Source organism: Pseudomonas sp. PME37.24/025 (assembly GCF_055556615.1).
On the sequence record NZ_JBVHNK010000003.1, the window covers coordinates 239,225 to 264,353 of the forward strand.

Consider the following 25,129-nt stretch of genomic DNA (forward strand, 5'->3'; position numbering starts at 1 on the left):
ACCTGTTGCGCTCTGTCAGCGAATGTTGACTACCTTGGTTTCGACCCCACGGATAATGGTGATGGCTCCGCCACGCTCGCCACTGCGGTGCTGCACTACGCGTGTTGGCACAGTGGCGGTGGCCACAGCCATGACCGGTGCGGCAGGCGCAACGGCCGCGATTTTTTTCTCGGAGTTCAGCGGGTTGCGCAGGGTCAGTTGCAATTTCCCTTCCGTTTGCGCCGTGACCAGGGTTTCAGCCTCTGCGGTCGTCATCTCCAGCGTTACCGCACGCACCACCACCGGTTGGGTCTTGTCGGTACCCGCCGTCTGGTCCACTGCCAACACCCGCAAGTTTTCGAGGATGGTCTTGGACACGGCGTTGTTGCCGGTGCCATCAGTGCGTTTGGTTGCCAGTACATCGACCCGGTTACCCGGTAACAGGAACCCGCCCACGCCGACCACGTCGTCCACGCGTACCGAGATGGCACGTTTGTCTGTCGCAATCAGAGAGGCCAGGGTACTGCCCCCCAGGTGCTCGCTCAGCCGCGCGCCGCGCATGATGTCGCCCTTCAGGATGTCGAACGTTGCGATCTTGCCTACTGCCTTTTCGCTGGAGTCGAAAGCATCGTCCGGTATCGTGTCCATGGGCATGCGCATGGTCGTGACTTGTTGAGCCTCGACCATCTGCCCGAATGGAATCTCGACCGTGGCGACTACCACGCTTCGAAGGTGGTCATCCGGGCTGGCATTGAGCCGTGCGCTCAGCCAGGAGTCGGCCATCCATGCAGCACCAAGGCCCATGACCAGGGAAACGCCTATCAGGGGAAGAGTACGAGAGCTCATGTCAGTATCTCCGTATCAAAGAAAGTCGAGCTGGACGAAATAGTTGTGCCAGGCCCATTCCAATTCTTGCGGTGACAGGGGTCCGGAACCGCCCAGATAACGCTGACGATCGAGCGCCATGTTCAGGAGATCGCGGGGATGGCAAGGCACCAGAGGCATGCCTTCACTTGCATAAAGCCTTTGCAGCACATAACGCAGCAGCAGCGGGTCGAAAGGAATACCCAGACGCTCGCTTTCCTGACGCCAGATCTTTTCGTACTCCTCAGGCTTCAGGTAACCGAATTGCAACTTGTAGCCAATCCGCCGGAGGAAGGCCTCATCGGCCAGTTCCAGAGGATTGAGGTTGGTGGAGAACACCAGAATAAGATCGAACGGCAACTCGCAATGCCGACCGCCGCCCAGGTTGAGGAAGTCGCGCTTCTCTTCCATTGGGACGATCCAGCGATTGAACAGCTCGGCGGGGGCCATGCGCTGGCGCCCCATGTCGTCGATGATGAACAGGCCATTGCTGGCCTTGAGCTGCAAGGCGGCCTGGTACTGACGGGTGGAGGGGTCAAAGCGAACGTCCAACTGCTCCATGCTCAACTCACCACCCGTAATAACGATCGGGCGTTTGCAGCACAGCAGTCGACGGTCGATCCCTTCATTGAGCATCAGATTATTTTGTTGGCTGTTGTCATCCAGACGCTGATGCACCTGCGGGTCATAGATCTCGATCACCGACTCGTTGATGATGATGGCGTGAGGCACCCAGATGGCCTCGGCGAACAAACGAATCAGCCGGCTGCTGACATAAGTCTTGCCGGTACCCGCAGGGCCATAAATCATGATTGCGCGGCCGGAGTTCAGCGCCACGCCCAACTGATCGAGCATCCCTTCGGTAAGCACCACGCCAGCGAGGGCGTTGTGCATATCGTTGGAGTTGATGCGACCATGGTGAATGGTCTGGATTTTGATCAGGGACCGATAGGTACTCACCGGTAAAGGTGCAGCTCCAATATAGCCACTGCGCGACAAGGCATCGCGGGCGGCGCTGCGACCGCGTTCGGTCAGGCCATAACGCAGCATCTGCCCACTGGATTGCCCCATCTGGCCAAGCACTTCGACACGGCCGTCCTTGCGCAGAAACGCCAGGACCTCTTCAAGTACGGCGCCGGTCAGGGCCAGGCGCTCCACCAGACGCGACATGTCCAGCACGCCGGCGTCATACAAATGCTTGCACACCAACTCGCCGAGAAAACTGTCAGTCAGACCAGTTTCGCGGATAGTGCAAGGCTGAGGAGCCAGCCGCTGCACCGCTTCTCGTTCGCTGGGGTAGGCATCACTATCGACGATGACGTGCATGACTAACCTCCGAATCCACCGACTCCACCGACAACGAGTTGCCAGTAGACGCTGTTCAACGTCCCGAGCAGGATCGCTACCGTATAAGGAAAGGGCTTGCCAGCCACCTCGTCCGAGTTCGGCGCCATATAGGCCCGCGCTCGAAACATCAGCCGATAGCGCCCCAGGGTCTGCAACAATTGACCGCGCACCAGCACGATCAGGAAACCGCACAAGCCTCCCCATAGCAGACTGAAGAACACAGCCCACAAGGCGAAATGGGGGGGTAGAAAACTGCCAACCATGGCCATCAGCTTGACGTCGCCGGCAGCCATGCCGCCCAACGCATACATGGGCAGAAACAGTGCAAAACCGATCAGGAGGCCCTGCAGGCCGTCCCCCAGCCCGCTGACTCCGCCTGAGTAAGTCTGGCCGGCCAATCCCAAGGCCAGCCCCACCAGGATCAACAGGTTGGGAATGCGGTGGCGACGCAAGTCGCTCACCACCGCCACGCCCAGCAGTCCTATCAGCACAATGGTAGCAATCAGCTGTTCCATGGACATGGTGTATCTCCCTATCAGAGTTGTTATAGGCAGAGTTGTTATGGGCAAGAACCAGCGATAATGGCATTGCAAAGTTGCCGGATTCTGGTATCCACTACCCCGCCAAGAAGGGTGAACGCCACGACAACAGCCCCTGTAATCAACCCACCGGCCACCGCGTATTCCACAATGGTCAGGCCGTCTTCATCTTTGGCGAACTTCACTGCCGAAGCTTTGATTGCTTGAATGATCATTTTGCCCACCTCACTCGAATGTTGTTTTTCCGGAAGGCAGTACGTTCTGTGCTGCCTGGATGCAACACTAGTCAGGGGCAAGGCATGTGCGTTAGGAAGATTTTGCACATCACTAGGACTTTTTTGCGGGTGAGCCAAATACGGGTCATTGGCCTTTGAAGAGATATAAAGAGGGGCAAAACGAGGGGTGGCAGGCAAAGGAGATTGCTATTGATTCACAAGCGACGAGCGGTTGACGCCGTATGTGCCAAACCACGTCAACAAACAGTTGTCCTAGACCGACTTCAGGCAACACATAGAGCAAATAGAACTAACTTTCGACTTTCTTATCAGCATTTAGTCTGCAAAGTGATAGCACGTTAGCAATACTACTCAGCGAAAGAGGGGCACTAAGAACCGCAGAGTAGAGACATGACGTCCAATTTGACCAGAAGGCCATCGCTACTGTGGTTCGATCTGACTCACGATCGTTCCACGAAGGAACTCATCGCGCAGTTCGAGGGTACCTGCGACTGCAAATTGACGAAAAACTCCGTGCTGCCCCACGGGGAACAGGCAGACATGATCTGCATCCATTTCGATCGCCCCGACACACCCGGCTTGAGGCTGTTGCTGGAGATCAAACGCACCACCCCCACCATCCCGATCACCATGTTCACCGTGCAGCACTCTGAAGAACTGGCCGTCTGGGCCATGCGTTCCAGTGTCTGGGAATACATGGTGCTCCCGCTCTCAGGCACTGAGAGGAAGCGCTATCTGACAGCAGTGGTGCAGCTGTGCGAGTTGCGCGGAAACATCAACGGCCAAGGCCAGACATCGCTGATCGATCACTCTCCGACCCTGCCGGACAGCATCCGCCTGACCTCGGGGCACCAAAAACACCAGGCGCTGAGCAACATCATGCTGTACATCGATCAGCACTTTCGCGACAGCATCGATCAGAGGGATTTGGCCAAGCGCTGCGGCATGACGACCTTTCGCTTCAGCCGCTTGTTCAAGGAAGCCAATGGCGTTGGCTTCACCGATTACATCCTGGACAAACGCATGAGCTTCGCCAAGCAACTGCTCGACAACAGCCAGATGCCCATTACCAGCATCGGCTATGAGGCCGGCTTCAAGGACCCATCCTACTTCGCTCGCGCATTCAAGCAGTTCGTCAACTGCACGCCCAGCGAGTACCGTTTGACATGCCAACTCAGAGCGGTAGCAGCACAACCAGCGCTGGAGGATACAACCGCTGAAGTGCTTGAAAGCCTGGTGCAGAGCCTCGGAAGTTGAGCCAGCTTTTTTCACGCGCATAAAAAAACGCCGCTCAAATGAGCGGCGTTTTTTTGAATTTGGAGCGGGAAACGAGACTCGAACTCGCGACCCCGACCTTGGCAAGGTCGTGCTCTACCAACTGAGCTATTCCCGCAAATGGCGTCCCCTAGGGGACTCGAACCCCTGTTACCGCCGTGAAAGGGCGGTGTCCTAGGCCACTAGACGAAGGGGACACGCTGCCCGGAACACATGGTGTGTGTTTCGGTGCCCAGATCCGCATCCGAAGATTTGGTTCTGGTTTCACTCAGCCCTGCCCGAAAGCAAAGCCGTTTAAAACTGGAGCGGGAAACGAGACTCGAACTCGCGACCCCGACCTTGGCAAGGTCGTGCTCTACCAACTGAGCTATTCCCGCATTGGCGTCCCCTAGGGGACTCGAACCCCTGTTACCGCCGTGAAAGGGCGGTGTCCTAGGCCACTAGACGAAGGGGACACACGTACAACATTCACTCCTTACCGCGTTTCGCTGTGTGCTTTACGCTGTAAGTGGCGCGCATTCTATGGATGGATTGAGGGGTCGTCAACCCCCAGATATAAATTTATTTAAATCAATGACTTCGCCCTGCTTTCAGCAGCGATTCAGGCTTTTCCGTCGACTGACCTTTGGCGCCTATATTCTGGCATCCAGCAAGGCGCTATAGTCCACGCCGAGATGATGGCAATGTGCACCTCATACGCTATTTACTTATATATGCAGCAATACGGCCGATATAAGCAGAGCCATAGCCGATTCAACTCGTCGAGCGGCCCTAGGCGCCCAAATGCCAAGCTACTACACTCGACTCGCACGCGAACCCTAATAAAAGAGGTCTTACCGGTGACACCACTCATGATCACCCTGCTAGTCGTAGCCGGGATCGCACTATTGATCGCCATTGGCTACATGAACCATGTGGTGGAAAACAACAAGCTGGAAAAGGCCCGCACCAAGGTTGAACTCAACGACCGCCTGCGTCGCTGCGGCGAAATCACCGAGACCTTCCCCGGTCAGTTGATGACACCGACGCTCAAGCTGCTATTGACCCGTCTGGAACTGAACGTCTGCCAGCGCCTGCTGAACCTGGAAAAAACCAGCGCCACGTTGAAGGCACGGATTACCGAGCTGAGTGCGTTGGTCGCCCAAGGCGAATCGATCCCGGTCAACAACCCGCCGGCACCGATCCAGACCGAAGCCAAAGCCAAAGACGTGCGCTTCCTGCTCGAAGCCCTGCATGGCCAGATCACCCGCGCGGCACAGGACGGTTTCCTGCCGACCAACGAAGCCAAGCGCTGGATCCGCGAAGTACGCCACATCCTGGTCCTGCTGCACATCGAGTTCTTCAACAACCTGGGCCAGCATGCTCTGCAACAGAACCAGCCCGGCCAGGCCCGTCTGGCCTTTGAACGCGGTGTGCAATACCTGCGCAAACAACAGGAACCGCAGATTTACGCTGAACAGCTGGAATACCTGGAGAAACTTCTGGCCCGCGCCAACGCCCAGGTCATGGACAAGATCGCTCCGGTTGAAGGCGAGGTGAACCAACTGACCGAAGGCCTCAAAGACGTCGAGGCTGATGCAGACTGGAAGAAAAAAGTCATCTACGACTGATCATCTAAATGCTGAAAAGCCACCGTTCAGGTGGCTTTTTTTTGCGTTGGGATTGATGGAGGGCAGCCCCTACAGCCTGAAGTGCCCCACCATCCCCTTCAGTTCAACCCCCAACTGCGCCAACTCAATACTCGACGCCGCATTGCCCCGCATCGCCAATGACGACTGATCCGCACTGGCGCGAATACTGGTGACACTGCGATTGATCTCCTCGGCCACTGAACTCTGCTCTTCGGCAGCCGCCGCAATCTGCTGGTTCATCTGCTGAATCAACGACACCGCTGCCGCAATGCTCCCCAACGCGCTCTCAGTCTGCAACGCATCGCTCACCGCCAGCTTCACCAATTCACCACTGTTCTGAATTTGCTGCACCGACGACTGCGCCGCCGAGCGCAAGGCACTGACCAGCCGTTCGATTTCTTCGGTCGATTGCTGGGTTCGCTTGGCCAGCGCCCGAACTTCATCGGCCACCACCGCAAAGCCCCTGCCCTGCTCGCCGGCGCGTGCCGCTTCGATGGCCGCATTGAGCGCCAACAGGTTGGTCTGCTCGGCAACGCTTTTGATCACGCTGAGCACCGTGCCAATGTTCTGGATTTCCGCACTGAGGCTTTCGATGCTGGAGCTGGCCGAGGTGGCTGAGTCCGCCAGTTGCTCGATTCGCGCCATGCTCTGACGCACCACCTGCTGACCGCTGTCGACCTTGCCGTCGGCAGTCTGCGCCGCCTGGGCGGCCTCTTCCGCGTTACGTGCGACGTCGTGCACGGTGGCGGTCATCTGATTCATCGCGGTGGCGACCTGCTCGGTTTCTTCCTTCTGGCTGCTGACTTCAAGGTTGGTCTGCTCGGTCACCGCCGACAGCGATTGCGCAGAGTTTGCCAGCTGTTCGATACCGGCCTGCAAACCACTGACGATACTGCTGAGCCCCGCCCCCATTTGCTGCATGGCTTGCATCAACTGGCCGATCTCGTCACGGCGGGTCACTTCAATCGTGGCACTCAAGTCGCCCGCGGCAATCTGCTGAGCGACACGAATCACACTGCGCAGTGGGGTAACGATCAATCGGGTAATCACCCACGAAGCAATCAGCCCCACCAGCAAGGCCAGTGCCGAAGAGCCGATGATCAACAGCGAGTTCTTTTTCAGCTCAGCCTGCATCGAATGGTCTTCGGCAACGTAGGCCTGGTCCACCCGCGCCACCACTTGAGCGGCGCGCTGGTGAAGTTGCTCGTAGACGGTCTTTTCCTGTGCCAATAGACCGGTGTACTCGGCAAGTTTTTCACTGAAACCGGCGATGTGACCGGACACTTCATTGAGGACGGTCTGGTAACCCTCATCCTTGATCGTGGTTTTCAGTTGCTCGGCCTGGGTCAGTGCCTGATCGGCTTGCTCAATCTTGCCCTGCCCACCGCTGTCGTCGCCCTTGCGACTCTGGTCCAGGCGTACGCGTGCTTCGTTCATGGCCTGCAACATCAGCCGCGAAACCTGGCTGACCTGATTGGCCTGCTCGATGAATTGCGCGCCGTCCTTGCCCTCGGACTCCTTCAAGGTATAAGCACCATCGTCGGCGAGCCCGGCCTGTAGCACATCCAGGTTATTGGCCACGCTGGACACCGACCAACTGGCCATTTCCAGCGCCAGGTCCTTGGCCTGACTCAGCGAGACGAACTCGTCAAACGCCTTGCGATAGGCCCCCAGAGATTGCTCGACGTCATTCATGACCGCCACGTTGGCCGCCGACTGTGCCTTGAGTTCGGTCGCCAGAGCGATCAGAGCGTCCACCCCGGCGTGCAAGGCGTCCGCGGTTTTCGGATTACCGTGCAAGGCGTATTCCTGCTCGAGCAGGCGAACCTTGAGCAAACCACTGTTGAGCGACGACATCTGCTTGAGCCCGTCGAAGCGTTGACTGATGGTTTGCAGGGACCATACGCCGATGGCCGCCACCAGGGCTGTCAACAGCAGCACCAGTACAAACCCGACACCCAGTTTTTTCGCCATACCGAGGTTGGCAAAACGTCCTTGCACGGCCGAAATCATTGCGCTTAGTCCCCTGCCATTGTCTGTTGATGCAGATTCGCAACGGGCTTGTGCCAACACAAGTCTCTGGCGTCGGAATAATGGCAAAAAGCTACGCCCGCGTCGCTTTCAGAACGCTTGAGGTCGATCCTCAGGGTCTGTTGACGTTCACATCGCAACGCGGTTCGTCACCAAACGTCAACAGACCCTGGCGGTGGCCTGAAAAAATGCCCGGGCGCGCGGATCACAGGCATAGGCAACGTTGATCCGCTGCCAGTCATGAGTTTGGCCGGTCGGACTGAATGCCGTTGGGCAAGACAGCACGATACCGAAGCGTCGCGCCTGAGCTCGCACATGAGCGTAGTCAGACTTGCGCGATCGCGCCCAGATAAACAGGCCGCCCGCCGGTTTGCCGAAAACCTCCCACTCCGCGTCTTCGAGCACCTGCAAGGCCGCTTCCCTGCCAGTGCTTAAACGCTGACGTTGACGCTGCACCAATTTGCGATAGGCACCACTGGCCAACAGACAAGCCAGCACCGACTCGCTAAACCGTGAAGCGCCCATGCTGCTGATCATCTTGACCTCTGCCAGTCGCGAAATTACATCGGCACTGGCCACTACAAAGCCGACCCGCAACGAACTGCTGAGGGTTTTGGAGTAACTGCCAACATAGATCACGTTGTCATCGATGCCCAGTGCCGCAAGACGCGTGCCCGGACCGCTGTGCAAATCCGCATAGACGTCGTCTTCGATCACCAGCACGCCATGTTTTTTGGCCAGTTGCAGGACCTGCTGAGCCACCCCCAGGGTCAAACTGCTGCCGGTGGGGTTGTGATAAAAACTGTTGATGAACAAGCCACGGGGCTTGTACTTCAGCAACAATACCTCGAGTGCTTCAGGGTCTGGCCCGCGAGGGGTTCGTGGCACCTCGATCATGCTGATCCCGTGCAACCTGAGCAGATCGAACAGCATCGAATAACCGGGACTCTCCACCACCATACAATCGCCCGGCTTGAACAAAGTGCGCACAATCAGATCGAGCCCATGACTGGCCCCCGCCGTGGTCAGGATTCGGCTTTCATCCACCGCAATACTCAGCTGTTTCAGTCGTTTGAGGATCTGCAGGCGCAAGGCTGGCAGGCCCAGCGACGTGCTGTAGTTGAACAACCCCGCCATGTCGGTGCGGCTGACCTGGCGTATGGCGTAGCTCAGGTCGTCAGTCTCGCGCCAGCTTTCAGGTAATCCGCCGCAACCCAGTTTCAGTTCGCCGATGAGATTGCTCTGCTGCTCAACCCCTTCGAACCAGGGAAGATCCCGTTGCTCCTGAACGGCCAGCACCGTTGCCGCGACAAAGAAACCCACCCCATTGCGCGTCGCCAATACTCCTTGAGCCACAAGCCGTTCACAGGCCTCGACGACACTGGACTGACTGAGCAGATTGATTCGCGCTATTTGCCGCACAGAAGGCAAACGCGTCCCCGGCGACACCTCGCCACGACGGAGCCAATCCGCCAATGCGTCGACAATTTGCTGCACGACAGGCACCAATGCCTGTCGATTGATTCTCAACTCCATGAGCAAGCAAACTCCTGTCTGTTTTGCGGGAAACAGTTAATCACAGGAGCGCTCCAGGGGATGTGCGACAACGCCGCCAAAACCCTCAGATCTAATCATTTGAAACACATTGACCGGCGTATTCAGGGAACCGGGGCCGATCGATAAAAAAACCTGTGGGAGCGGGCTTGCCCGCGATAGCGGTGTATCAGACAACATAGATGTCGACTGACACGCCCTCATCGCGGGCAAGCCCGCTCCCACATGGATTGCGCTTTGATACGCATTACGCGGCCTGCAGCATTAAAACGCCGTAACCCCACCATCCACCGCCAGCGAATGACCGGTGGTGAATGCCGCGCCGTCGCTGCACAGGTAGAGCACCGCGCTGGCAATTTCTTCGACTTTGCCAATTCGCCCGACCGGGTGCATGGCGTTGGCGAACTCGCCCTTCTTCGGGTCCGCTTCATAGGCACGACGGAACATGTCGGTGTCGATCACCGCCGGGCACACCGCATTCACGCGAATCTTTTTCTTGGCGTATTCGATGGCCGCCGATTTGGTCAGGCCGATCACCGCGTGTTTCGAGGCGGCGTAGATGCTCATCTTCGGCGCAGCGCCCAGGCCGGCGACTGACGCGGTGTTGACGATCGCGCCACCGCCCTGGGCCAGCAGCAACGGCAACTGATACTTCATGCACAGCCAGACGCCTTTGACGTTGACGCCCATGATCGCGTCGAACTCATCGATCGTGCCTTCGGCCAGTTTGCCTTTCTCGATTTCGATACCGGCGTTGTTGAAGGCATAGTCGAGACGGCCGTAGGTATTCACGACCTCGTCCATCAGATTTTTTACATCGCTTTCCACAGTGACATTGCAGCGCACGAAGGTCGCTTCACCGCCCGCGGTGCGAATCAGCGCCACAGTGCCTTCACCACCGGCCGCGTCCAGATCGGCGACCACCACTTTCAAACCTTCGGCGGCGAACGCCAAAGCGGTCGCGCGGCCAATACCATTGGCCGCACCTGTCACAACGGCGACCTGGCCGGAAAACGTCATGCTCATTGTTATGTCCTCGGAGGGAAGAATGCGGGGGGGATCGTGTGTGCCCAGTCTAGTCACAGGGGCATATGGCACGGCAGCACTATCAGAAGGCCGGTTGGGCACCCATGAGTTGCAGTGATAGAACCGCCGCCATGACTATCACTGCACTGGATCGATGTGCATTCGCAGCGTCAGCCAACCTTGCAGCATCGCCCATGAAGGTCTATCAACAAGACTTCATTCATCTTGAGTGCCTGTCATGACTACCCAGACCAATCGCCAGTTCCTGCTCGCCAAACGCCCCGTCGGGGCGGCCACTCGTGAGACGTTCACGTATCAAGAAGTACCGGTCGGCGAGCCGGCGACGGGTCAGATCCTGGTCAAGAATGAATACCTGTCCCTGGACCCGGCCATGCGTGGCTGGATGAACGAGGGCAAGTCCTACATCCCTCCGGTCGGTATTGGCGAAGTCATGCGCGCATTGGGCGTAGGCAAAGTCATCGCTTCGAACAATCCGGGTTTCGCCGTGGGGGACTACGTCAACGGCGCCCTCGGCGTGCAGGATTACTTCCTCGGCGAGCCGCGTGGTTTCTACAAGGTCGATCCGAAACTGGCGCCACTGCCGCGTTATTTATCCGCGCTGGGCATGACCGGGATGACCGCCTACTTCGCCCTGCTCGATGTCGGCGCGCCGAAAGCCGGCGACACCGTGGTGCTGTCGGGCGCGGCCGGTGCGGTGGGCAGCATTGCCGGGCAAATTGCCAAGATCAAAGGTTGCCGGGTGATCGGCATTGCCGGCGGCGCGGACAAGTGCAGATTCCTGATCGACGAGCTGGGTTTTGACGGTGCCATCGACTACAAAAACGAAGACGTGCAGGCCGGCCTCAAGCGCGAATGCCCGAAAGGTGTCGATGTGTATTTCGATAACGTCGGCGGCGATATTCTCGACGCTGTGCTGAGCCGCCTGAACATGAAGGCGCGGGTGGTGATTTGCGGCGCCATCAGCCAGTACAACAACAAGGAAGCGGTCAAAGGCCCGGCCAACTACCTGTCGTTGCTGGTCAACCGTGCACGGATGGAAGGCTTTGTGGTGATGGATTACGCCGCGCAGTTCGGCGCTGCCGGGCAGGAAATGGCCGGGTGGATGGCCAAGGGGCAGCTCAAGAGCAAGGAAGACATCGTTGAAGGGCTGGAAACATTCCCGGAGACGCTGATGAAATTGTTCAGCGGCGAGAATTTCGGGAAGTTGGTGTTGAAGGTTTAACCCATTACCTGACGACAACAAAACCTTGTGGGAGCGGGCTTGCCCGCGATAGCGGTGTATCAGACAACAATGATGTTGACTGACACGCCCTCATCGCGGGCAAGCCCGCTCCCACAGGTTTAGCGGCGTTTACGCGATTTCTGCGACGACCGCCGCCAACGCCTTCGCCGGATCCGCTGCCTGGCTGATCGGACGGCCGATCACCAGGTAGTCGGAACCAGCGTCCAGCGCCTGACGCGGGGTCAGGATGCGGCGTTGATCGTCCTGGGCGCTGCCCGCCGGGCGAATCCCCGGGGTCACCAATTGCAACGACGGGTGAGCGGCTTTCAAGGCCTGGGCTTCCAGGGCCGAGCAGACCAGACCGTCCATCCCGGCTTTTTCCGCCAGCGCGGCCAGGCGCAGTACCTGCTCCTGTGGCTCGATGTCCAGACCGATACCCGCCAGATCCTCACGCTCCATGCTGGTCAGCACGGTCACGCCGATCAACAACGGTTTCGGGCCGCTACGCTGATCGAGCACTTCACGGCAGGCTGCCATCATGCGCAGACCGCCGGAGCAGTGCACGTTGACCATCCACACACCCATTTCCGCGGCGGCCTTGACGGCCATGGCGGTGGTGTTCGGGATGTCGTGGAACTTGAGGTCCAGGAACACTTCGAAGCCTTTGTCGCGCAGGGTGCCGACGATTTCCGAAGCGCAACTGGTGAACAGTTCTTTACCGACTTTGACCCGGCACAGCTTCGGGTCCAGTTGATCGGCCAGCTTCAGTGCGGCATCACGGGAGGGGAAATCCAGGGCGACGATGATAGGCGTCTGGCAGGCGGACATGAGTGGGCTCTCAGGCAAGTCGAAATCGGCGCGCATTGTAGCGGAACCAGCGCCGCTGCGGGACCCGATGATCGGTAATTCGTCGTCGCGGCTAAGACAAGACTAGCTCCTGCGGCAATTGTGTCGAGTTCGATACACACACGACACGCCCACAACACCCTTCAACGCTACCCTCGGGAGCCGCAACAGGTCCTACAGCACTTCCCGCCTCACGGCCGGACGCCTATGCTGAAGCCACAACCTCGCAGCCTATCTTTGTGGTTGGCAGCCTATCTGGCAGATGAACGCACGCATGCACAACTCCCCAGCACCTCTGAACGACGATCAAAAAGCGCCGGCCGACGATAAACGCTGGAGCATTCGCGCCCTGATCGTCGACGATGACGTCCCGATCCGTGAACTGATGATCGATTACCTGGCCCGATTCAGTATCCACGCCAGCGGTGTCACCGATGGCGCCGCCATGCGTCAGGCCCTGCAAGCCGAACATTTCGACGTGGTGGTGCTCGACCTGATGCTGCCGGGCGAAGACGGTTTGTCGCTGTGCCGCTGGTTGCGCGCCGAATCGGACATTCCGATCCTGATGCTCACCGCCCGCTGCGAACCCACCGACCGGATCATCGGCCTGGAACTGGGTGCCGACGACTACATGGCCAAGCCATTCGAGCCGCGGGAACTGGTCGCACGGATTCAGACCATTCTGCGTCGGGTGCGCGACGACCGCACCGAACAGCGCGCGAATATTCGCTTCGACACCTGGCGCCTCAACAGCGTGCTGCGCCAGTTGATCGCCGCCGATGGCCTGGTGGTGCCGCTGTCCAACGCCGAATTCCGTTTGCTCTGGGTGTTCATCGAACGTCCGCGCCGGGTACTCAGCCGCGAACAACTGCTGGACGCCGCCCGTGGTCGCTCGATCGAAGCCTTTGATCGCAGCATCGACTTGCTGGTGTCGCGCCTGCGCCAGAAACTCGGCGACGACCCGAAAGCCCCGCAGCTGATCAAGACCGTTCGCGGCGAGGGTTATCTGTTCGATGCACGAGACATCGGCTGATGCGTGCGCGCTTCGATACGCTGTTCGGCCGCCTGTTTGGCGTGCTGCTGCTGGCGATCGTACTGGCGCATTTGTTAGCGTTTTTCTGGTTCAAACATTACGGGCCACCACCTCCCCCACCTCCACCGTCGGAGTTTTCCGAGCGCTTCGACGGACAACGCCCACCGATGGACCCGCGCTTCGACAATCGGCCGCCACGGCCGTGGTTCGGCGGGCCGCTGGTGCCGCTGACCTTTCAGTTTATCTCGCTGATCATCGCCGCCTGGTACGGCGCCAAGCTGCTGACCCGCCCGATTCAACGCCTGAGCGACGCCGCCGAGCGCCTGAGTGAAAATCTCGACAGCCCACCGCTGGATGAATCCGGCCCACGGGAAGCGCGGCAAGCGGCCCACACCTTCAATCTGATGCAGCAACGCATTCTTGAACAGATGCAGCAGCGCTCGCGGATGCTTGGTGCGGTGTCCCATGACCTGCGCACGCCGCTGTCGCGACTCAAACTGCGACTGGAGCAGATCGCCGACGACAAGCTGCAAGGCCAGATGCGTCAGGACCTGGACGACATGATCAACATGCTCGATTCCACCCTCACCTACCTGCACGAACAGCGCACCAGCGAGGCGCCACAATGGATGGACGTGCAAGCGCTGGTGGAATCCCTGAGCGAAAACGCCCAGGACCAGGGCGCCGACGTCCAGGCCAGCGGCCATTGCGCCCCGTTGCAGGTTCAGCCGATGGCCTTGCGCTCGTGCATCAACAACCTGCTGGACAACGCCCTGCGTTATGCCGGGGACGCGCTGATCACGCTAGAAGACAGCCGCGAGGAACTGGTGATCCGGGTTATCGACCATGGCCCGGGTATCGCGGAGGATAAACGTGAAGCGGTGTTCGAACCGTTCTTTCGCCTGGAAGGTTCACGTAATCGCAACTCCGGCGGCGTCGGCCTGGGCATGACCATCGCCCGGGAAGCAGCGGAGCGTCTGGGTGGGCAATTGAGCCTGGAAGAAACCTCCGGTGGAGGCCTTACGGCAGTCATCCGCCTACCCCGCCAATAAGTCACACACAAATCACCTGTGGGAGCGGGCTTGCCCGCGATAGCGGTCTGACAGCCAACATCGATGTTGAATGTGCTGGCCTCATCGCGGGCAAGCCCGCTCCCACAGGATCTGAGCCTGGCCAATACTTGTGTGTACCAATCGGTACAAACCCCACATACCCACGACACCTTATCCCTTGAGGCTGCATAAGCCGGTGCACCCCACCGGTTTCCCATTCCAAGGAGTGAGCACAATGATCGGTAGTGTCAGTAACTACACGAGCTATACCAGCACCAGCAGCACCTCCACCAACAGTGCCCGCAGCCAGCAATTCCAGAAAGAACTGCTCGCCAAACTCGACAGCAACAGCGACGGCGCGGTGGATCAGGACGAGCTCACGAGCGCCCTGTCGCAGAAAACCGATGACGGTCTGCTGGTCAGCCTGAGCAAGAACTTCAGCGACCTGGACAGCGACGAAAGCGGCAGCCTGAGCAGCGAAGAAATGGCCGCGATGGCTCCTCCGCCACCACCACCGAGTGATGAGGCGCCGAGCACCGAACTGGCCGATGCGCTGATCAGCGCTCTGGACACTGACGGCGACGGCGCCATCAGTAGCGATGAGCTGAGCAACGGCCTGACCAGCGCCGGCAGCACGGCCGACAGTGCAGAAATCTTCTCGGCCCTGGACAAGAACGAAGACGGCACCGTCAGCCAGGACGAACTCGTCGCCAGCCTGACCCCACCGCCGCCGCCACCTCAGCAGATGTCCGGTGAAGAGCTGTTCAGCCAGCTCGATACCGACAGCGATGGCAGTGTCACAGCCACCGAACTGAGCAGCGCCCTGGCCAGCGACAACACCTCGTCGACCAGCACCGACACCAACGCCGCGTTGCTCAAGATTCTGGATAGCGACAGCAGCGATGGCATCAGTAGCGATGAACTGAAAACCGCCCTGCACGCCAGTCGCGAGCAGAACACTGACAGCTCCACCAATCAGTTCAACGTGACCGAAGCGCTGAACAAAATGATCGCCAACCTGAGCAAACAGTACTCGCTCGACAACGTGGCGACCGTGGGCAAATACCTGAACGAGGCGACCTGAGTCAAAAGCTTCGAGGCCCTAAGCCCCAACAAAAAACCAGGGCCGGCGATATTCAACCCGGGCCTGTTTTTTTGCTTCAGAGGCACAGAGTTGGTAGATCAAAAGATCGCAGCCTTCGGCAGCTCCTATATAGGATTGTGTTCAACCGCGATATGGCGGTGAACACCGAATCTGTAGGAGCTGCCGAAGGCTGCGATCTTTTGACTTTCAAAACCCCAAACAACAAAAAACCCACCATGTCTTTCCAAAGAAATGGTGGGTTTTGTACTTTCAGCTCACACGGTATCCACCTTCAACGAATGATCATTGAGCATGCCGTTGATGATGGTCGCGGTATCGTGACCGCCGGCAATCACCCCACCCGCCCCCGGTGTCACGCCGTAGTGGCTGGCCAGGTTCACGCCGGCCAGGTCGATGGTCTGGTTCGGCGTGGCGCCGGCCATGGCGCTGACGTCGATGCTGGTGATCACCGACGCGCCACTGCCGCTGACGGTGAAGTGCAGGTAGTCATCCAGCGATGCCGCGGTGCCGTTTTCTCCTTGCAGCAGTTGCGACAGGTCGAGTTTGTCGGTGCCTGGGGTGAAGTCGGTGATGACGTCATGGCCGCTGTTGCCTTTGAGCCACTGGAAGGTGTCGGCGCCGCTGCCGCCGGTGAGGGTGTTGTTGCCGAGGCCGCCGATGAGGAAGTCGTCGCCGCCCCTTCCGTTGAGCACATCGTTACCCAAACCGCCGTTGATGATGTTGCTGTTGTTATCCCCCATGAGGCTGTCGTTGAAGTTCGAGCCGGTGAGGTTTTCGATGCCGGTCAGGGTGTCGGTGCCGGCGCCCAGGGTGTTTTGCGCGGTGAGCAGGTTCAGGTCGACGGTGACGCCGGCGGTGGCGTGCGCATAGCTCGCGGTGTCATTGCCGATGCCGCCGTCGAGCAGGTCATTGCCTGCTCCACTGAACAGCAAATCATTGCCGGCGCCACCGTGCATCTCGTTGTTGCCGGAACCCGCGGTGAGCACATCATTGCCGTCGCCGGCATTGATGACGTTGTTGCCAGCGCCCGCCACCAGTACGTCGTCGCCCGAAGTGCCGGTCAGCGTATGGCCGTCCTGATAGCTGATGGTCACATTGGCCGAATCGCTGCCGCCGTGGTTGTCGTTGGTGGTGTAGGTGCCGTGGAAATCCGGCGTGGTGTCGTGGGCTCCGGCGTAGTTGACGGTCATGGTCAGCTGGTAATTTTCCGCCCCCTTCCCGCTGTTGCCCGGACCGCCGTCGTCGATGTTGGTGATGTGGATCTGGTACGTGCCGTCCGCCGTGGCGGTGATGGTCTGGCCGTCGGCGATGGCAATGAAGGCACCGCCGTTGACCGAGTACTCCATGGTGACGTGGCCGGCCGCCAGGTTGTGGTCCAGGTTGAGGGTCTCACCCTGTTTGAGGGTGACGGTGATGCTGTCCTCATCATTGGTATTGTTGGCGCTGACCGACCCCAGTGCCCCGCTGACCACCAACATCGCCGTCATGGCCGCTGTGTTGGCGACAAATGCGCTGCGGGCGATGGTGACTGCCTGGGTGTTATTGGCGGTGAAGCTGAAGCTTGAGTTGGTACCGGTAAAGTCCGCGCCCTTGGCCCCCCATCCGGTGTTGAAGGTGGTCGGCGATGCAGTGAGCGCATCGCCATTGACGTCGGTGTCGTTGGCCAGCAGCAGTTCGCCCGGCACCACAATGCTGCCCGACAGGACGTTGGTGATGACGTGGTCATCGACCGCCACCGGTGGCGTGTTCGGAATCACGTTGATCACCAGCGTGGAGCTGGCCAGATCGCCGTCGTTGTCGCTGGCAGTGAAGCCAATGTGTTCGGTGATCGTCACGGCCGTGGTTTTCTGCGAGAGGTAGGTGTACTCGCCGGTGTCGAGGTTCACCAGCAGCGTGCCGCTGTTGTCGGTGGCGATGCTCAGAGTGTTGTTGGCGGTGTTGAAGGTGCCGTGGTTGACGCCGCCGCTGAAGATCAGCGAACCCTGATTGCTGTTGCCTTTGGGGTCATAGGTATAAGTGGTGCCATCGACGGTGATGGTTTTGATGAAGCCGCCATCGGCGCCGAACGTACCGCCCTCGCTCTCGCCCAGCAGCAAGCCGGTGACCGGCGCGCCTTGCACGGTGCCCGAGAGTACCGAGTTGAGTTGATTGAGGTCGGTCACTGCCACGGCATTGGTATCGGTGTGCGTGCTGCCGTCATAGGCCACTGGATCGAGGCTGTCATTACTGACGCCGCTGCCCAGGCCGATGGCGTAGTTTTTGATGCCATTGGCGTCGAGGAAGGCTTTGAGCGCGGCCTCGTCCGCAGTGCCGATGTCGCCTTCGTTGGGTTTGCCATCGGAGAAGAAGTAGCCGACATTCTGCGCCCCGGTGAGTTTGCCCGTTGTGTTGAACGCACTTTGCATGGTCGCCACGGCCACGTCGTAGTTGGTCCCGCCACCCGCCGTCAACGTCGCGATGATCGACTTGGCCGTCGCCACATCGACCCAGATCGACGTCTGGTCCGTGGCGCTGCTGCTGAAGGTGACGATCTGCACCTTCACGTCGCCCAGATTGTCGTACTTGTCGAGCAGTGCGCTGATCGCCTGCTTGGCCAGGTCCAGCCGCGACAGGCCCGATACGCCGGAGGGATCGTCCATGCTCCCGGACACGTCGATCACCAGCAGCAGGTTGGAGTCGATCTGCACCGCGGGCACCGAACGGTCCGAGGCGACGGCGTTAGACGGCACGTCATCGACGATGCTGACCACAAGGGTGCCGGTGGTGCTGTTGCCCACCGAATCGGTGGCGGTGTAGGTGAAGCTTTCGTTCAGGGTGTTCGCGCCGTCGTTGGCGTTGGGCGAAGTTTTCGGCGCCGAGGTCAGGGTGTAGGTGTAGCTGCCATCGGGGTTGAGCAGGATCTGCCCGTAGGTTCCGGTGGCGCTGCCAACCAGCGTGTAGGTGATCGTACCGCTGGCACCGGTGACTGAGCCGACCAGCGTACCGGAGCCGGTTTCACCGGTGTTGCCAGGCTCGCTGCCAGTGACCGAGCCCGCTGCCAGGTCCTGGCCGTTCTGGGTCAAATCCAGGGCTTTTTCGTAGACCGTCACGTCGGTATCGGTGACCGTTACGAGGCAGCTATTGGACACGTCGATGGTGAGAGTCGTGGTGCTTTCATCGCCATCGGCATCACGCACGGTGTAAGTGAACACATCTGTGGCACCCGGTTCGCCGACCGAGTTCGGGTTGCTGTGGTACACGGCATTGCCGTTGGCATCCAGCGTCAGATAGCCGTAGGTGCCGTTGATTTGCGTATTCAAACCACCGATGGCCGAGGTCGAGGTGTCGCTGCCGGCGCGCACGCCGACCACTGCGCCACCCACGGCTGGGCCATCGGCGCCGAGCACATCGTTGTCCAATACATTACCGCTGACTGTCCCGCCTTCTGACACCGAGACTGAATCGCAGTGAGCGGTCGGCACGTCATCGACGATGTTGATCACGATGGTGCTGGTGACGCTATTGCCCACGGCATCGGTGGCGGTGTAGGTGAAACTTTCGCTCAGCGTGTTCGGCCCATCGTTGGCATGGGGCGTGGTCGCGGGTGCGGACGTCAGGGTGTAGGTGTAGCTGCCGTCCGGGTTGAGCAGGATTTGCCCATAAGTCCCGGTAGCACTGCCGACCAGGGTGAAAGTGATTGCGCCAGTAGCGCCCGTGATGGCGCCGACCAACGTCCCAGAGGCGGTTTCGCCAGTGTTGCCAGGCTCACTGCCGGTAACCGTGCCCGCGGCCAGGTCCTGGCCGTCCTTGGTCAAATCCAGGGCTTTCTCCAGAACCGTCACGTCGTTATCAGGGACCACTACGAGGGAGCAGTTGGACACGTCGACGGTAATGGTCGTGGTGCTTTCATCGCCGTCGGCATCGCGTACGGTGTAGGTGAATACATCCGTAGCGCCCGGCGCGCTGACCGAGTTCGGATTGCTGTGGTACACGGCGTTGCCGTTGGCATCCAGGGTCAGGTAGCCGTAGGTGCCGTTGATTTGCGTATTCAGACCACCGATGGCCGAAGTGGATGTGTCGCTGCCGGCGCGCACGCCGACCACTGCACCACCCGACGCAGGGCCGTCAGCGCCGAGCACATCATTGCCCAACACATTACCGCTGACCGTCCCGCCCTCCGCCACCGAGACTGCATCGGCGTGAGCGGTGGGTACGTCATCGACGATGTTGATCACGATGGTGCTGGTGACGCTGTTGCCCAAGGGATCGGTCGCTTGATAGGTGAAACTTTCGCTCAGGGTATTTGGCCCATCGTTGGCATGGGGGGTGGTCGTTGGTGCGGAGATCAGGGTGTAGGTGTAGCTGCCGTCGGGGTTGAGCAGGATTTGCCCATAAGTCCCGGTGGCGCTGCCGACCAAGGTGTACGTGATCGTGCCAGTGGCACCGGTGACCGAGCCGACCAACGTGCCGGAGCCGGTTTCACCGGTGTTGCCAGGCTCACTGCCGGTGACCGTGCCTGCCGCCAGATCCTGGCCATCCTTGGTCAAATCGAGAGCTTTCTCCTGAACCGTCACGTCGCTATCGCTGGCCGCTATGAGGGTGCAGTCCGCCACATTGATGGTGATGGTCGTGGTGCTTTCATCACCGTCGGCATCGCGCACGGTGTAGGTGAATACATCCGTGGCGCCCGGCGCGCTGACGGAGTTCGGATTGCTGTGGTACACGGCGTTGCCGTTGGCATCCAGAGTCAGGTAGCCATAGGCGCCGTTGATTTGCGTATTCAGGCCACCGATGGCTGAAGTCGAAGTGTCGCTGCCGGCACGCACGCCAACCACTGCACCACTGAGTGCTGGGCCATCGGCGCCACCGATGTCATTGTCCAGCACGTTGCCCGAGGCCGTTGCGCCCTCGGCCACCGTGGCGTGATCAGGGTTGGCAGTGGGCAAGTCATCGACAATGTTGACGTTGATCTGACCCGATGCCGTACTGCCATCGATGTCGGTGGCGACGACATTGAGGTTCTCGGTGATGCTGTTGGTGCCGTCGGCGTTCGGGTGGGTTTCGTTATCCACCAGGGTGTAGCTGTAGCTGACTACACCGGTGGTGCTGTTGAAACCGGTGATGGTCAGCGTACTGCCGAGCGGCGTGACAATCGATTGCGGGAAGCCTGCGGCCACGCCACCGGTGACCACCGCGATGCCACCCACGGTCAGGGTTTGCAAACCGTCGAGGGCGGTGACGGTGAAGGTGCCGCTCTGGGTCAAGGCCGGTGTGTTGGGGCTGGTGCCGTCGCTGAGGTTTTTCTCATAAACGGTGAGTTCGCCGCCGTTGACGTTCAGGCCATCGAGCGTCACCGGGTCATCGTTGTTATGGATGTTCAGCACCAGCGTCGCGGTGCTGGTATCGCCATCGGAATCGGTGAGGGTGTAGACGAAATTCTCGGTGCCGTTGCCCCCACCACTCAGGGCTTTGAAGTCGGCATCGTTGGTATTCAGGGTGTAGGTGTAGGTGCCGTTGGGATTGAGTACCAGCGTGCCGTACGTCCCGTTGAACGTACCGCCGATGATCGGCCCGCTATTGGGGCCAGTGGCAATGCGGTCAGCGCCCTGGATGTCGTTGGGCAGTACGCTGCCGGTCAGGGTCAGCTGGGTTTCCGAGGCGGTATTGGCATTGCTGTCGTTCACGGCCTGGGGCAGGTCATCGACGATGTTCACATCGAGATTGCCGTTGGCGGTGGTGCCGTTGTCGTCCACCACGGTTACCGCGAACTGCTCGGAGATACTGTTGGCGCCGTTGGCATCCGGGTGCGTTTCGTTATCGGCGAGGGTGTAGCTATAACTGACCACGCCAGTCGCGCTGTCGAACCCGGTGATGGTCAGCGTGCTGCCGAGCGGGGTGACAATCGATTGCGGGAAACCTGCGGCCACACCACCAGTGACCACGGCGATGCCGCCGATGGTCAGGGTCTGCACGCCGTCCAGCGCAGTGAGGGTGAAGGTGCCGCTTTGGGTCAGCGCCGGTGCATCGGGGTTGCTGCCGTCCGAAAGGTTTTTCTCGTGGACAGTCAGCTCGCCGCCTTCGGCATTCAGCCCATCGATGATCACCGGATCATCGTTGTTGTGAATCTCCAGCACCAGGTTCGCGGTGCTGGTATCGCCATCGGCATCCGTAAGGGTGTAGGTGAAGGTTTCCGTAGCACTGCCGCCGCCGTGCAAGGCTTTGAAGTCGGCGTCGCTGGTATTCAGGGTGTAGGTGTAGGTGCCGTTGGGATTGAGTACCAGCGTGCCGTACGTCCCGTTGAACGTACCGCCGATGATTGGCCCGCTATTGGGGCCAGTGGCAATGCGGTCAGCCCCCTGGATGTCGTTGGGCAGCACGCTGCCAGTCAGGCTCAGCAGGGTTTCCGAGGCGGTATTGGCGTTGGTGTCGTCGATGGCTTTGGGCACATCGTCGGTGATGTTGACGTCCAGCGAACCGGTGGCGGTATCGCCGTTGCTGTCACTCGCGACCACGGTGAACTGTTCACTGAGACTGTTGGCGCCGTCGCCAGCCGAGTGGGTTTCGTTGCCAACCAGGGTATAGCTGTAACTCACCACGCCGGTGGCCGGGTTGTAGCCGGTGATCGTCAGGGTGTTGCCCAGTTGCGTGGTGATCGACTGCGGAAAACCGGCGGGCACACCGCCACTGATCACATTGATTCCGCCGATGTTCAGGCTGCTCAGCCCGTCAGCGGCAACGATTGTGAAGGTGCCGTTTTGAATCAGCGCTCCGGGGTTGCTGGCCGAACCGTCCGCCAGGTTGGCTTCATTGAGGGTCAGTTCGCCCCCCGCCGCCGACAAGCCAATGAGGGTGACCGGGTTATTCGGCGCGCCTGTCCCCCCTGCACCACCTGCACCACCCGCACCGTTATCGCCATTGCCCGGATCAGCGTCCCGGCGCTCCAGGGGGAATTCGGGAATACCGTTGAAGCCCGCAGTGGGGAAACCAATGATGGGATCGACCCGGCCCGCCACTTCCTCCAGCAACACAAAACTGTGACCGCCGCCCAGTGCGCCACCCGGTGCCCCAGTTGCGCCCGGTCCGGCAGCGGTGGCCTCACCGGTCTGGGTCGGGTCGGCGCCGGCGGCAATGGCTTTTTGCAGTTGCTCGACATCGGTCAGTTGCGCCTGGCTCGGCGTTACCGCATCGGCGGTCTCCACGTGCGGGACCTGATGCGCCAGTAATTGGGACGTCATCTGCAGGCTGCTGTCACGACCCAGGGTCAGCTCCTGGCCATTTTGCAGTTGCACCGCCACCGCGCCTTCGGCCCCGGTGACCAGTTGCTCGCCGGCAAACAGCCGATCGCCCTCGACCAAGGTACGTCGGGTGCCATCACCCGCCACTGCGTACACCTGACCGATGACTTTACTGACGATACCGATGAGCGTTGCCATGTGCATTTCCTCCGCTGCCAACTGCTGTCGGCATCCTGTTTGCGCGAAGACGTGCTCATGGTTCAGGCAGGTTGTCTGGCGGATTGTTTGCCGAGAAGGTGTTTACCTGAAGTAAACCACTGCCTCCCGACACTCGCGCCAGGCGTATCGCTCGCAAGGGGAACTTCTGGATCGGGATAAAACCCTCTGCAATCAATGGCATCGGGGTCCACTTCCAAAATAACCGGCCTGCTAACGATGCGTAACGGTTTTGAATCACTCGAGCGACAAAAAATTGTCGCCTATAAACCGTCTCGCTTCCCTCCCCTCCAGCACTTCTTCGCCCTGTGTCGAAAAGTGAATGGAACTTTTCTAAAGCCCGTTGATGTCCTGAGAGCTCATAAAAACAAGGCTTTCGCATTGAACAATGTGCTGGATTTTTCAGAGCGCATAAGTTTTTTTCGGAATAAGACTTATGAGAAATCCTTCTTAGCTTCTCTTCAGGATGTTCTTAGCTCTGTTGTAACAAGCGTGAGACGGTTTCACTTAAAAATAACGTCAAATATTTGGCGACTCGCTAAGTACCATCAGGAATCAGGGAGAGGCATTCATGCGCGTTTTAACCCCCCTCTGCAGCGCGATTTTGCTGGCCATGGCCTGCACTTCTCAGGCACAGGCGATGTCATTGACCGAGGCGATCCAGAGCACCATTGCGACCCACCCGGAACTGGCGTCGCGGGTCGATGCCCGGCTCTCGGCCGACGAGCAGATTAAAGTCGCCAAAGGGGGCTTCTATCCATCGGTGGATTTGAACGCCGGCTACGGGCGCGGGTACAGCGATAACACCACCACTCGGGCGCAGGGCAATCACCACACCGAAATCCTCAACTACACCCAATCGGAACTGCGCCTGCGGCAGATGCTGTTCGACGGTTTCAACACCTCCAACGAGGTCGCACGCACCAAAGGCGTGGCCAACTCGCGAGCCTATTACGCTCAGGGCACTGCCCAGGATCTGGCCCTGCGCACCATCGAGGTTTACCTCGAAGTGCTCAAGCGCCGCGAACTGGTGACCCTGGCCAAGAACAACCTGCAAGCGCACATGCGGGTCAACGATCAGATCGGCCTGCGCACCCAGCGCGGGGTCGGCAGCAACGCCGACTCCGACCAGTCCAACGCTCGCCGGGCGCTGGCGCAAAACAACCTCGACACCGCCGAAGTTGATCTGGCCGATGCCGAGACGAATTTTTACAGCGTCGTGGGGCGCATGCCCGATGAACTCGAAGCGCCGCCATCGACCCGCGGCGAATTGCCCGTCACCCTGCCGGAAGCCCAGCAGAGCATGGTGGAAAACAACCCGTACCTGAAATCCGCCCAGGCCGATGTGCAATCGGCCGAGAGCCAGTACGAAGTCGCCAAGTCGCCGTTCTACCCACGCTTTGACGCTGAAGCGGCGGTGGGCGCGAATAACAATATTCAGGGCGACGAAGGCCACGACAACGAATGGCGAGTGGGTGTGGTGATGAACTACAACCTGTTCCGCGGCGGCAGCGACAAGGCCCGGCTGGCCTCCGATGCGCACCAGATCAACCAGGCGCTGGACATCCGCAACAACGCCCTGCGCCAGCTCAACGAGAACATCCACCTGGCCTGGAACGCCATGCTCAACGCCAAGAAACAAACCCCGACCGCCCGTGAATACGCCGAAACCACCACCCGTGTGCGGGCCGCGTATCAGGATCAATTCGGCCTTGGGCAACGAACCTTGCTCGACTTGCTCGACAGTGAAAACGAGCTCTACAACGCCAACCGCCGCTACACCGAAGTGCGCTACACCGAGGAGTTTTCGATGTACCGCGTGCTGGCGAACATGGGTCAGTTGCTGAGCAAACAACGGGTGGTGCTGCCCGCCGATGCGATCGCCTCCACCGAAGTGAAAAACGAAGCTCGTTTGCCTGAACTGAAATGAAGTAACCC

Annotated in this window: 16 protein-coding genes, 4 tRNA genes and 1 pseudogene; 7 read left to right on the forward strand and 14 right to left on the reverse strand. The window is 59.6% G+C overall.

Translation table 11 applies throughout. From position 1 onward, the window contains the following. Window positions 1–15: 15 nt before the first annotated feature. Genes cpaB through ACZ3HH_RS07140 form a run of 4 tightly spaced genes read right to left on the reverse strand, consistent with a single transcriptional unit; the run spans window position 16 to window position 2,944 of the window. A complete protein-coding gene (gene cpaB, locus ACZ3HH_RS07125; RefSeq protein ID WP_367372588.1) occupies window positions 16–825 on the reverse strand; it encodes a Flp pilus assembly protein CpaB in 810 nt (269 codons plus the stop codon). Window positions 826–840: 15 nt separating this feature from the next. Continuing rightward, complete coding sequence (locus tag ACZ3HH_RS07130; RefSeq protein WP_465803676.1) at window positions 841–2,169, reverse strand: P-loop NTPase family protein; 1,329 nt, start codon at window positions 2,167–2,169, stop codon at window positions 841–843. Between the two features lie 2 nt (window positions 2,170–2,171). After that, window positions 2,172–2,711: an A24 family peptidase gene (locus ACZ3HH_RS07135; RefSeq protein ID WP_367372590.1), complete on the reverse strand. Its 540-nt coding sequence runs from the start codon at window positions 2,709–2,711 to the stop codon at window positions 2,172–2,174. A gap of 38 nt (window positions 2,712–2,749) precedes the next feature. Further along, window positions 2,750–2,944, reverse strand: coding sequence for a Flp family type IVb pilin (locus tag ACZ3HH_RS07140; RefSeq protein WP_205891278.1), 195 nt, complete (start codon window positions 2,942–2,944; stop codon window positions 2,750–2,752). Between the two features lie 411 nt (window positions 2,945–3,355). Between ACZ3HH_RS07140 and ACZ3HH_RS07145 the strand changes: the two genes are divergently transcribed. After that, complete coding sequence (locus tag ACZ3HH_RS07145) at window positions 3,356–4,222, forward strand: AraC family transcriptional regulator (protein WP_465803677.1); 867 nt, start codon at window positions 3,356–3,358, stop codon at window positions 4,220–4,222. Between the two features lie 60 nt (window positions 4,223–4,282). Here ACZ3HH_RS07145 and ACZ3HH_RS07150 read toward each other — a convergent pair. From ACZ3HH_RS07150 to ACZ3HH_RS07165, 4 genes are all read right to left on the reverse strand, one after another. Next, a tRNA-Gly gene (locus ACZ3HH_RS07150) sits at window positions 4,283–4,358 on the reverse strand. Window positions 4,359–4,361: 3 nt separating this feature from the next. Continuing rightward, window positions 4,362–4,437, reverse strand: a tRNA-Glu gene (locus ACZ3HH_RS07155). 104 nt (window positions 4,438–4,541) lie between these two features. Beyond that, window positions 4,542–4,617, reverse strand: a tRNA-Gly gene (locus tag ACZ3HH_RS07160). A gap of 2 nt (window positions 4,618–4,619) precedes the next feature. Next, a tRNA-Glu gene (locus ACZ3HH_RS07165) sits at window positions 4,620–4,695 on the reverse strand. Window positions 4,696–5,091: 396 nt separating this feature from the next. On the opposite strand from ACZ3HH_RS07165, the gene ACZ3HH_RS07170 reads away from it, so the two are divergent. Further along, window positions 5,092–5,850 carry a hypothetical protein gene (locus ACZ3HH_RS07170; RefSeq protein ID WP_465803679.1) on the forward strand — a complete coding sequence of 253 codons (759 nt, stop codon included), beginning with the start codon at window positions 5,092–5,094 and terminating at the stop codon, window positions 5,848–5,850. A 69-nt stretch (window positions 5,851–5,919) separates the two neighbouring features. Here ACZ3HH_RS07170 and ACZ3HH_RS07175 read toward each other — a convergent pair whose 3' ends face one another. The 4 genes and pseudogenes from ACZ3HH_RS07175 to ACZ3HH_RS07190 all read right to left on the reverse strand — a co-directional run bounded on the left by ACZ3HH_RS07175 (window position 5,920) and on the right by ACZ3HH_RS07190 (window position 10,482). After that, window positions 5,920–6,801, reverse strand: a complete 882-nt coding sequence (locus ACZ3HH_RS07175) for a methyl-accepting chemotaxis protein (RefSeq protein WP_465804031.1) — start codon at window positions 6,799–6,801, stop codon at window positions 5,920–5,922. A 27-nt stretch (window positions 6,802–6,828) separates the two neighbouring features. Beyond that, window positions 6,829–7,884, reverse strand: a pseudogene (locus ACZ3HH_RS07180) (methyl-accepting chemotaxis protein); the annotation flags it as partial. Between the two features lie 177 nt (window positions 7,885–8,061). Continuing rightward, window positions 8,062–9,438, reverse strand: a complete 1,377-nt coding sequence (locus ACZ3HH_RS07185) for an aminotransferase-like domain-containing protein (protein ID WP_465803680.1) — start codon at window positions 9,436–9,438, stop codon at window positions 8,062–8,064. Between the two features lie 282 nt (window positions 9,439–9,720). Next, window positions 9,721–10,482 carry an SDR family oxidoreductase gene (locus tag ACZ3HH_RS07190; protein WP_007905153.1) on the reverse strand — a complete coding sequence of 254 codons (762 nt, stop codon included), beginning with the start codon at window positions 10,480–10,482 and terminating at the stop codon, window positions 9,721–9,723. A 238-nt stretch (window positions 10,483–10,720) separates the two neighbouring features. Here ACZ3HH_RS07190 and ACZ3HH_RS07195 point away from each other — a divergent pair, with 238 nt between their 5' ends. Then, on the forward strand, window positions 10,721–11,725 hold the full coding sequence (locus ACZ3HH_RS07195) for an NADP-dependent oxidoreductase (protein ID WP_465803682.1): 1,005 nt from the start codon (window positions 10,721–10,723) through the stop codon (window positions 11,723–11,725). Window positions 11,726–11,854: 129 nt separating this feature from the next. Here the strand turns inward: ACZ3HH_RS07195 and pyrF are convergent, their stop codons facing one another. Beyond that, window positions 11,855–12,553, reverse strand: coding sequence for an orotidine-5'-phosphate decarboxylase (gene pyrF / locus ACZ3HH_RS07200; protein ID WP_176466926.1), 699 nt, complete (start codon window positions 12,551–12,553; stop codon window positions 11,855–11,857). A 292-nt stretch (window positions 12,554–12,845) separates the two neighbouring features. On the opposite strand from pyrF, the gene ACZ3HH_RS07205 reads away from it, so the two are divergent. From ACZ3HH_RS07205 to xopAW, 3 genes are all read left to right on the forward strand, one after another. Beyond that, window positions 12,846–13,604, forward strand: coding sequence for a response regulator (locus ACZ3HH_RS07205; RefSeq protein WP_223484365.1), 759 nt, complete (start codon window positions 12,846–12,848; stop codon window positions 13,602–13,604). Continuing rightward, window positions 13,604–14,656, forward strand: a complete 1,053-nt coding sequence (locus ACZ3HH_RS07210; protein WP_465803685.1) for a sensor histidine kinase — start codon at window positions 13,604–13,606, stop codon at window positions 14,654–14,656. The genes ACZ3HH_RS07205 and ACZ3HH_RS07210 overlap by 1 nt, the downstream gene beginning before the upstream one ends. 235 nt (window positions 14,657–14,891) lie before the next feature. Next, complete coding sequence (gene xopAW, locus ACZ3HH_RS07215; RefSeq protein WP_465803687.1) at window positions 14,892–15,740, forward strand: XopAW family type III secretion system calcium-binding effector; 849 nt, start codon at window positions 14,892–14,894, stop codon at window positions 15,738–15,740. 275 nt (window positions 15,741–16,015) lie between these two features. Here xopAW and ACZ3HH_RS07220 read toward each other — a convergent pair whose 3' ends face one another. Further along, complete coding sequence (locus ACZ3HH_RS07220; RefSeq protein WP_465803689.1) at window positions 16,016–23,173, reverse strand: retention module-containing protein; 7,158 nt, start codon at window positions 23,171–23,173, stop codon at window positions 16,016–16,018. Window positions 23,174–23,762: 589 nt separating this feature from the next. On the opposite strand from ACZ3HH_RS07220, the gene ACZ3HH_RS07225 reads away from it, so the two are divergent. Next, a complete protein-coding gene (locus tag ACZ3HH_RS07225; protein ID WP_460144970.1) occupies window positions 23,763–25,121 on the forward strand; it encodes a TolC family outer membrane protein in 1,359 nt (452 codons plus the stop codon). The last annotated feature ends 8 nt before the right edge of the window (window positions 25,122–25,129 follow it).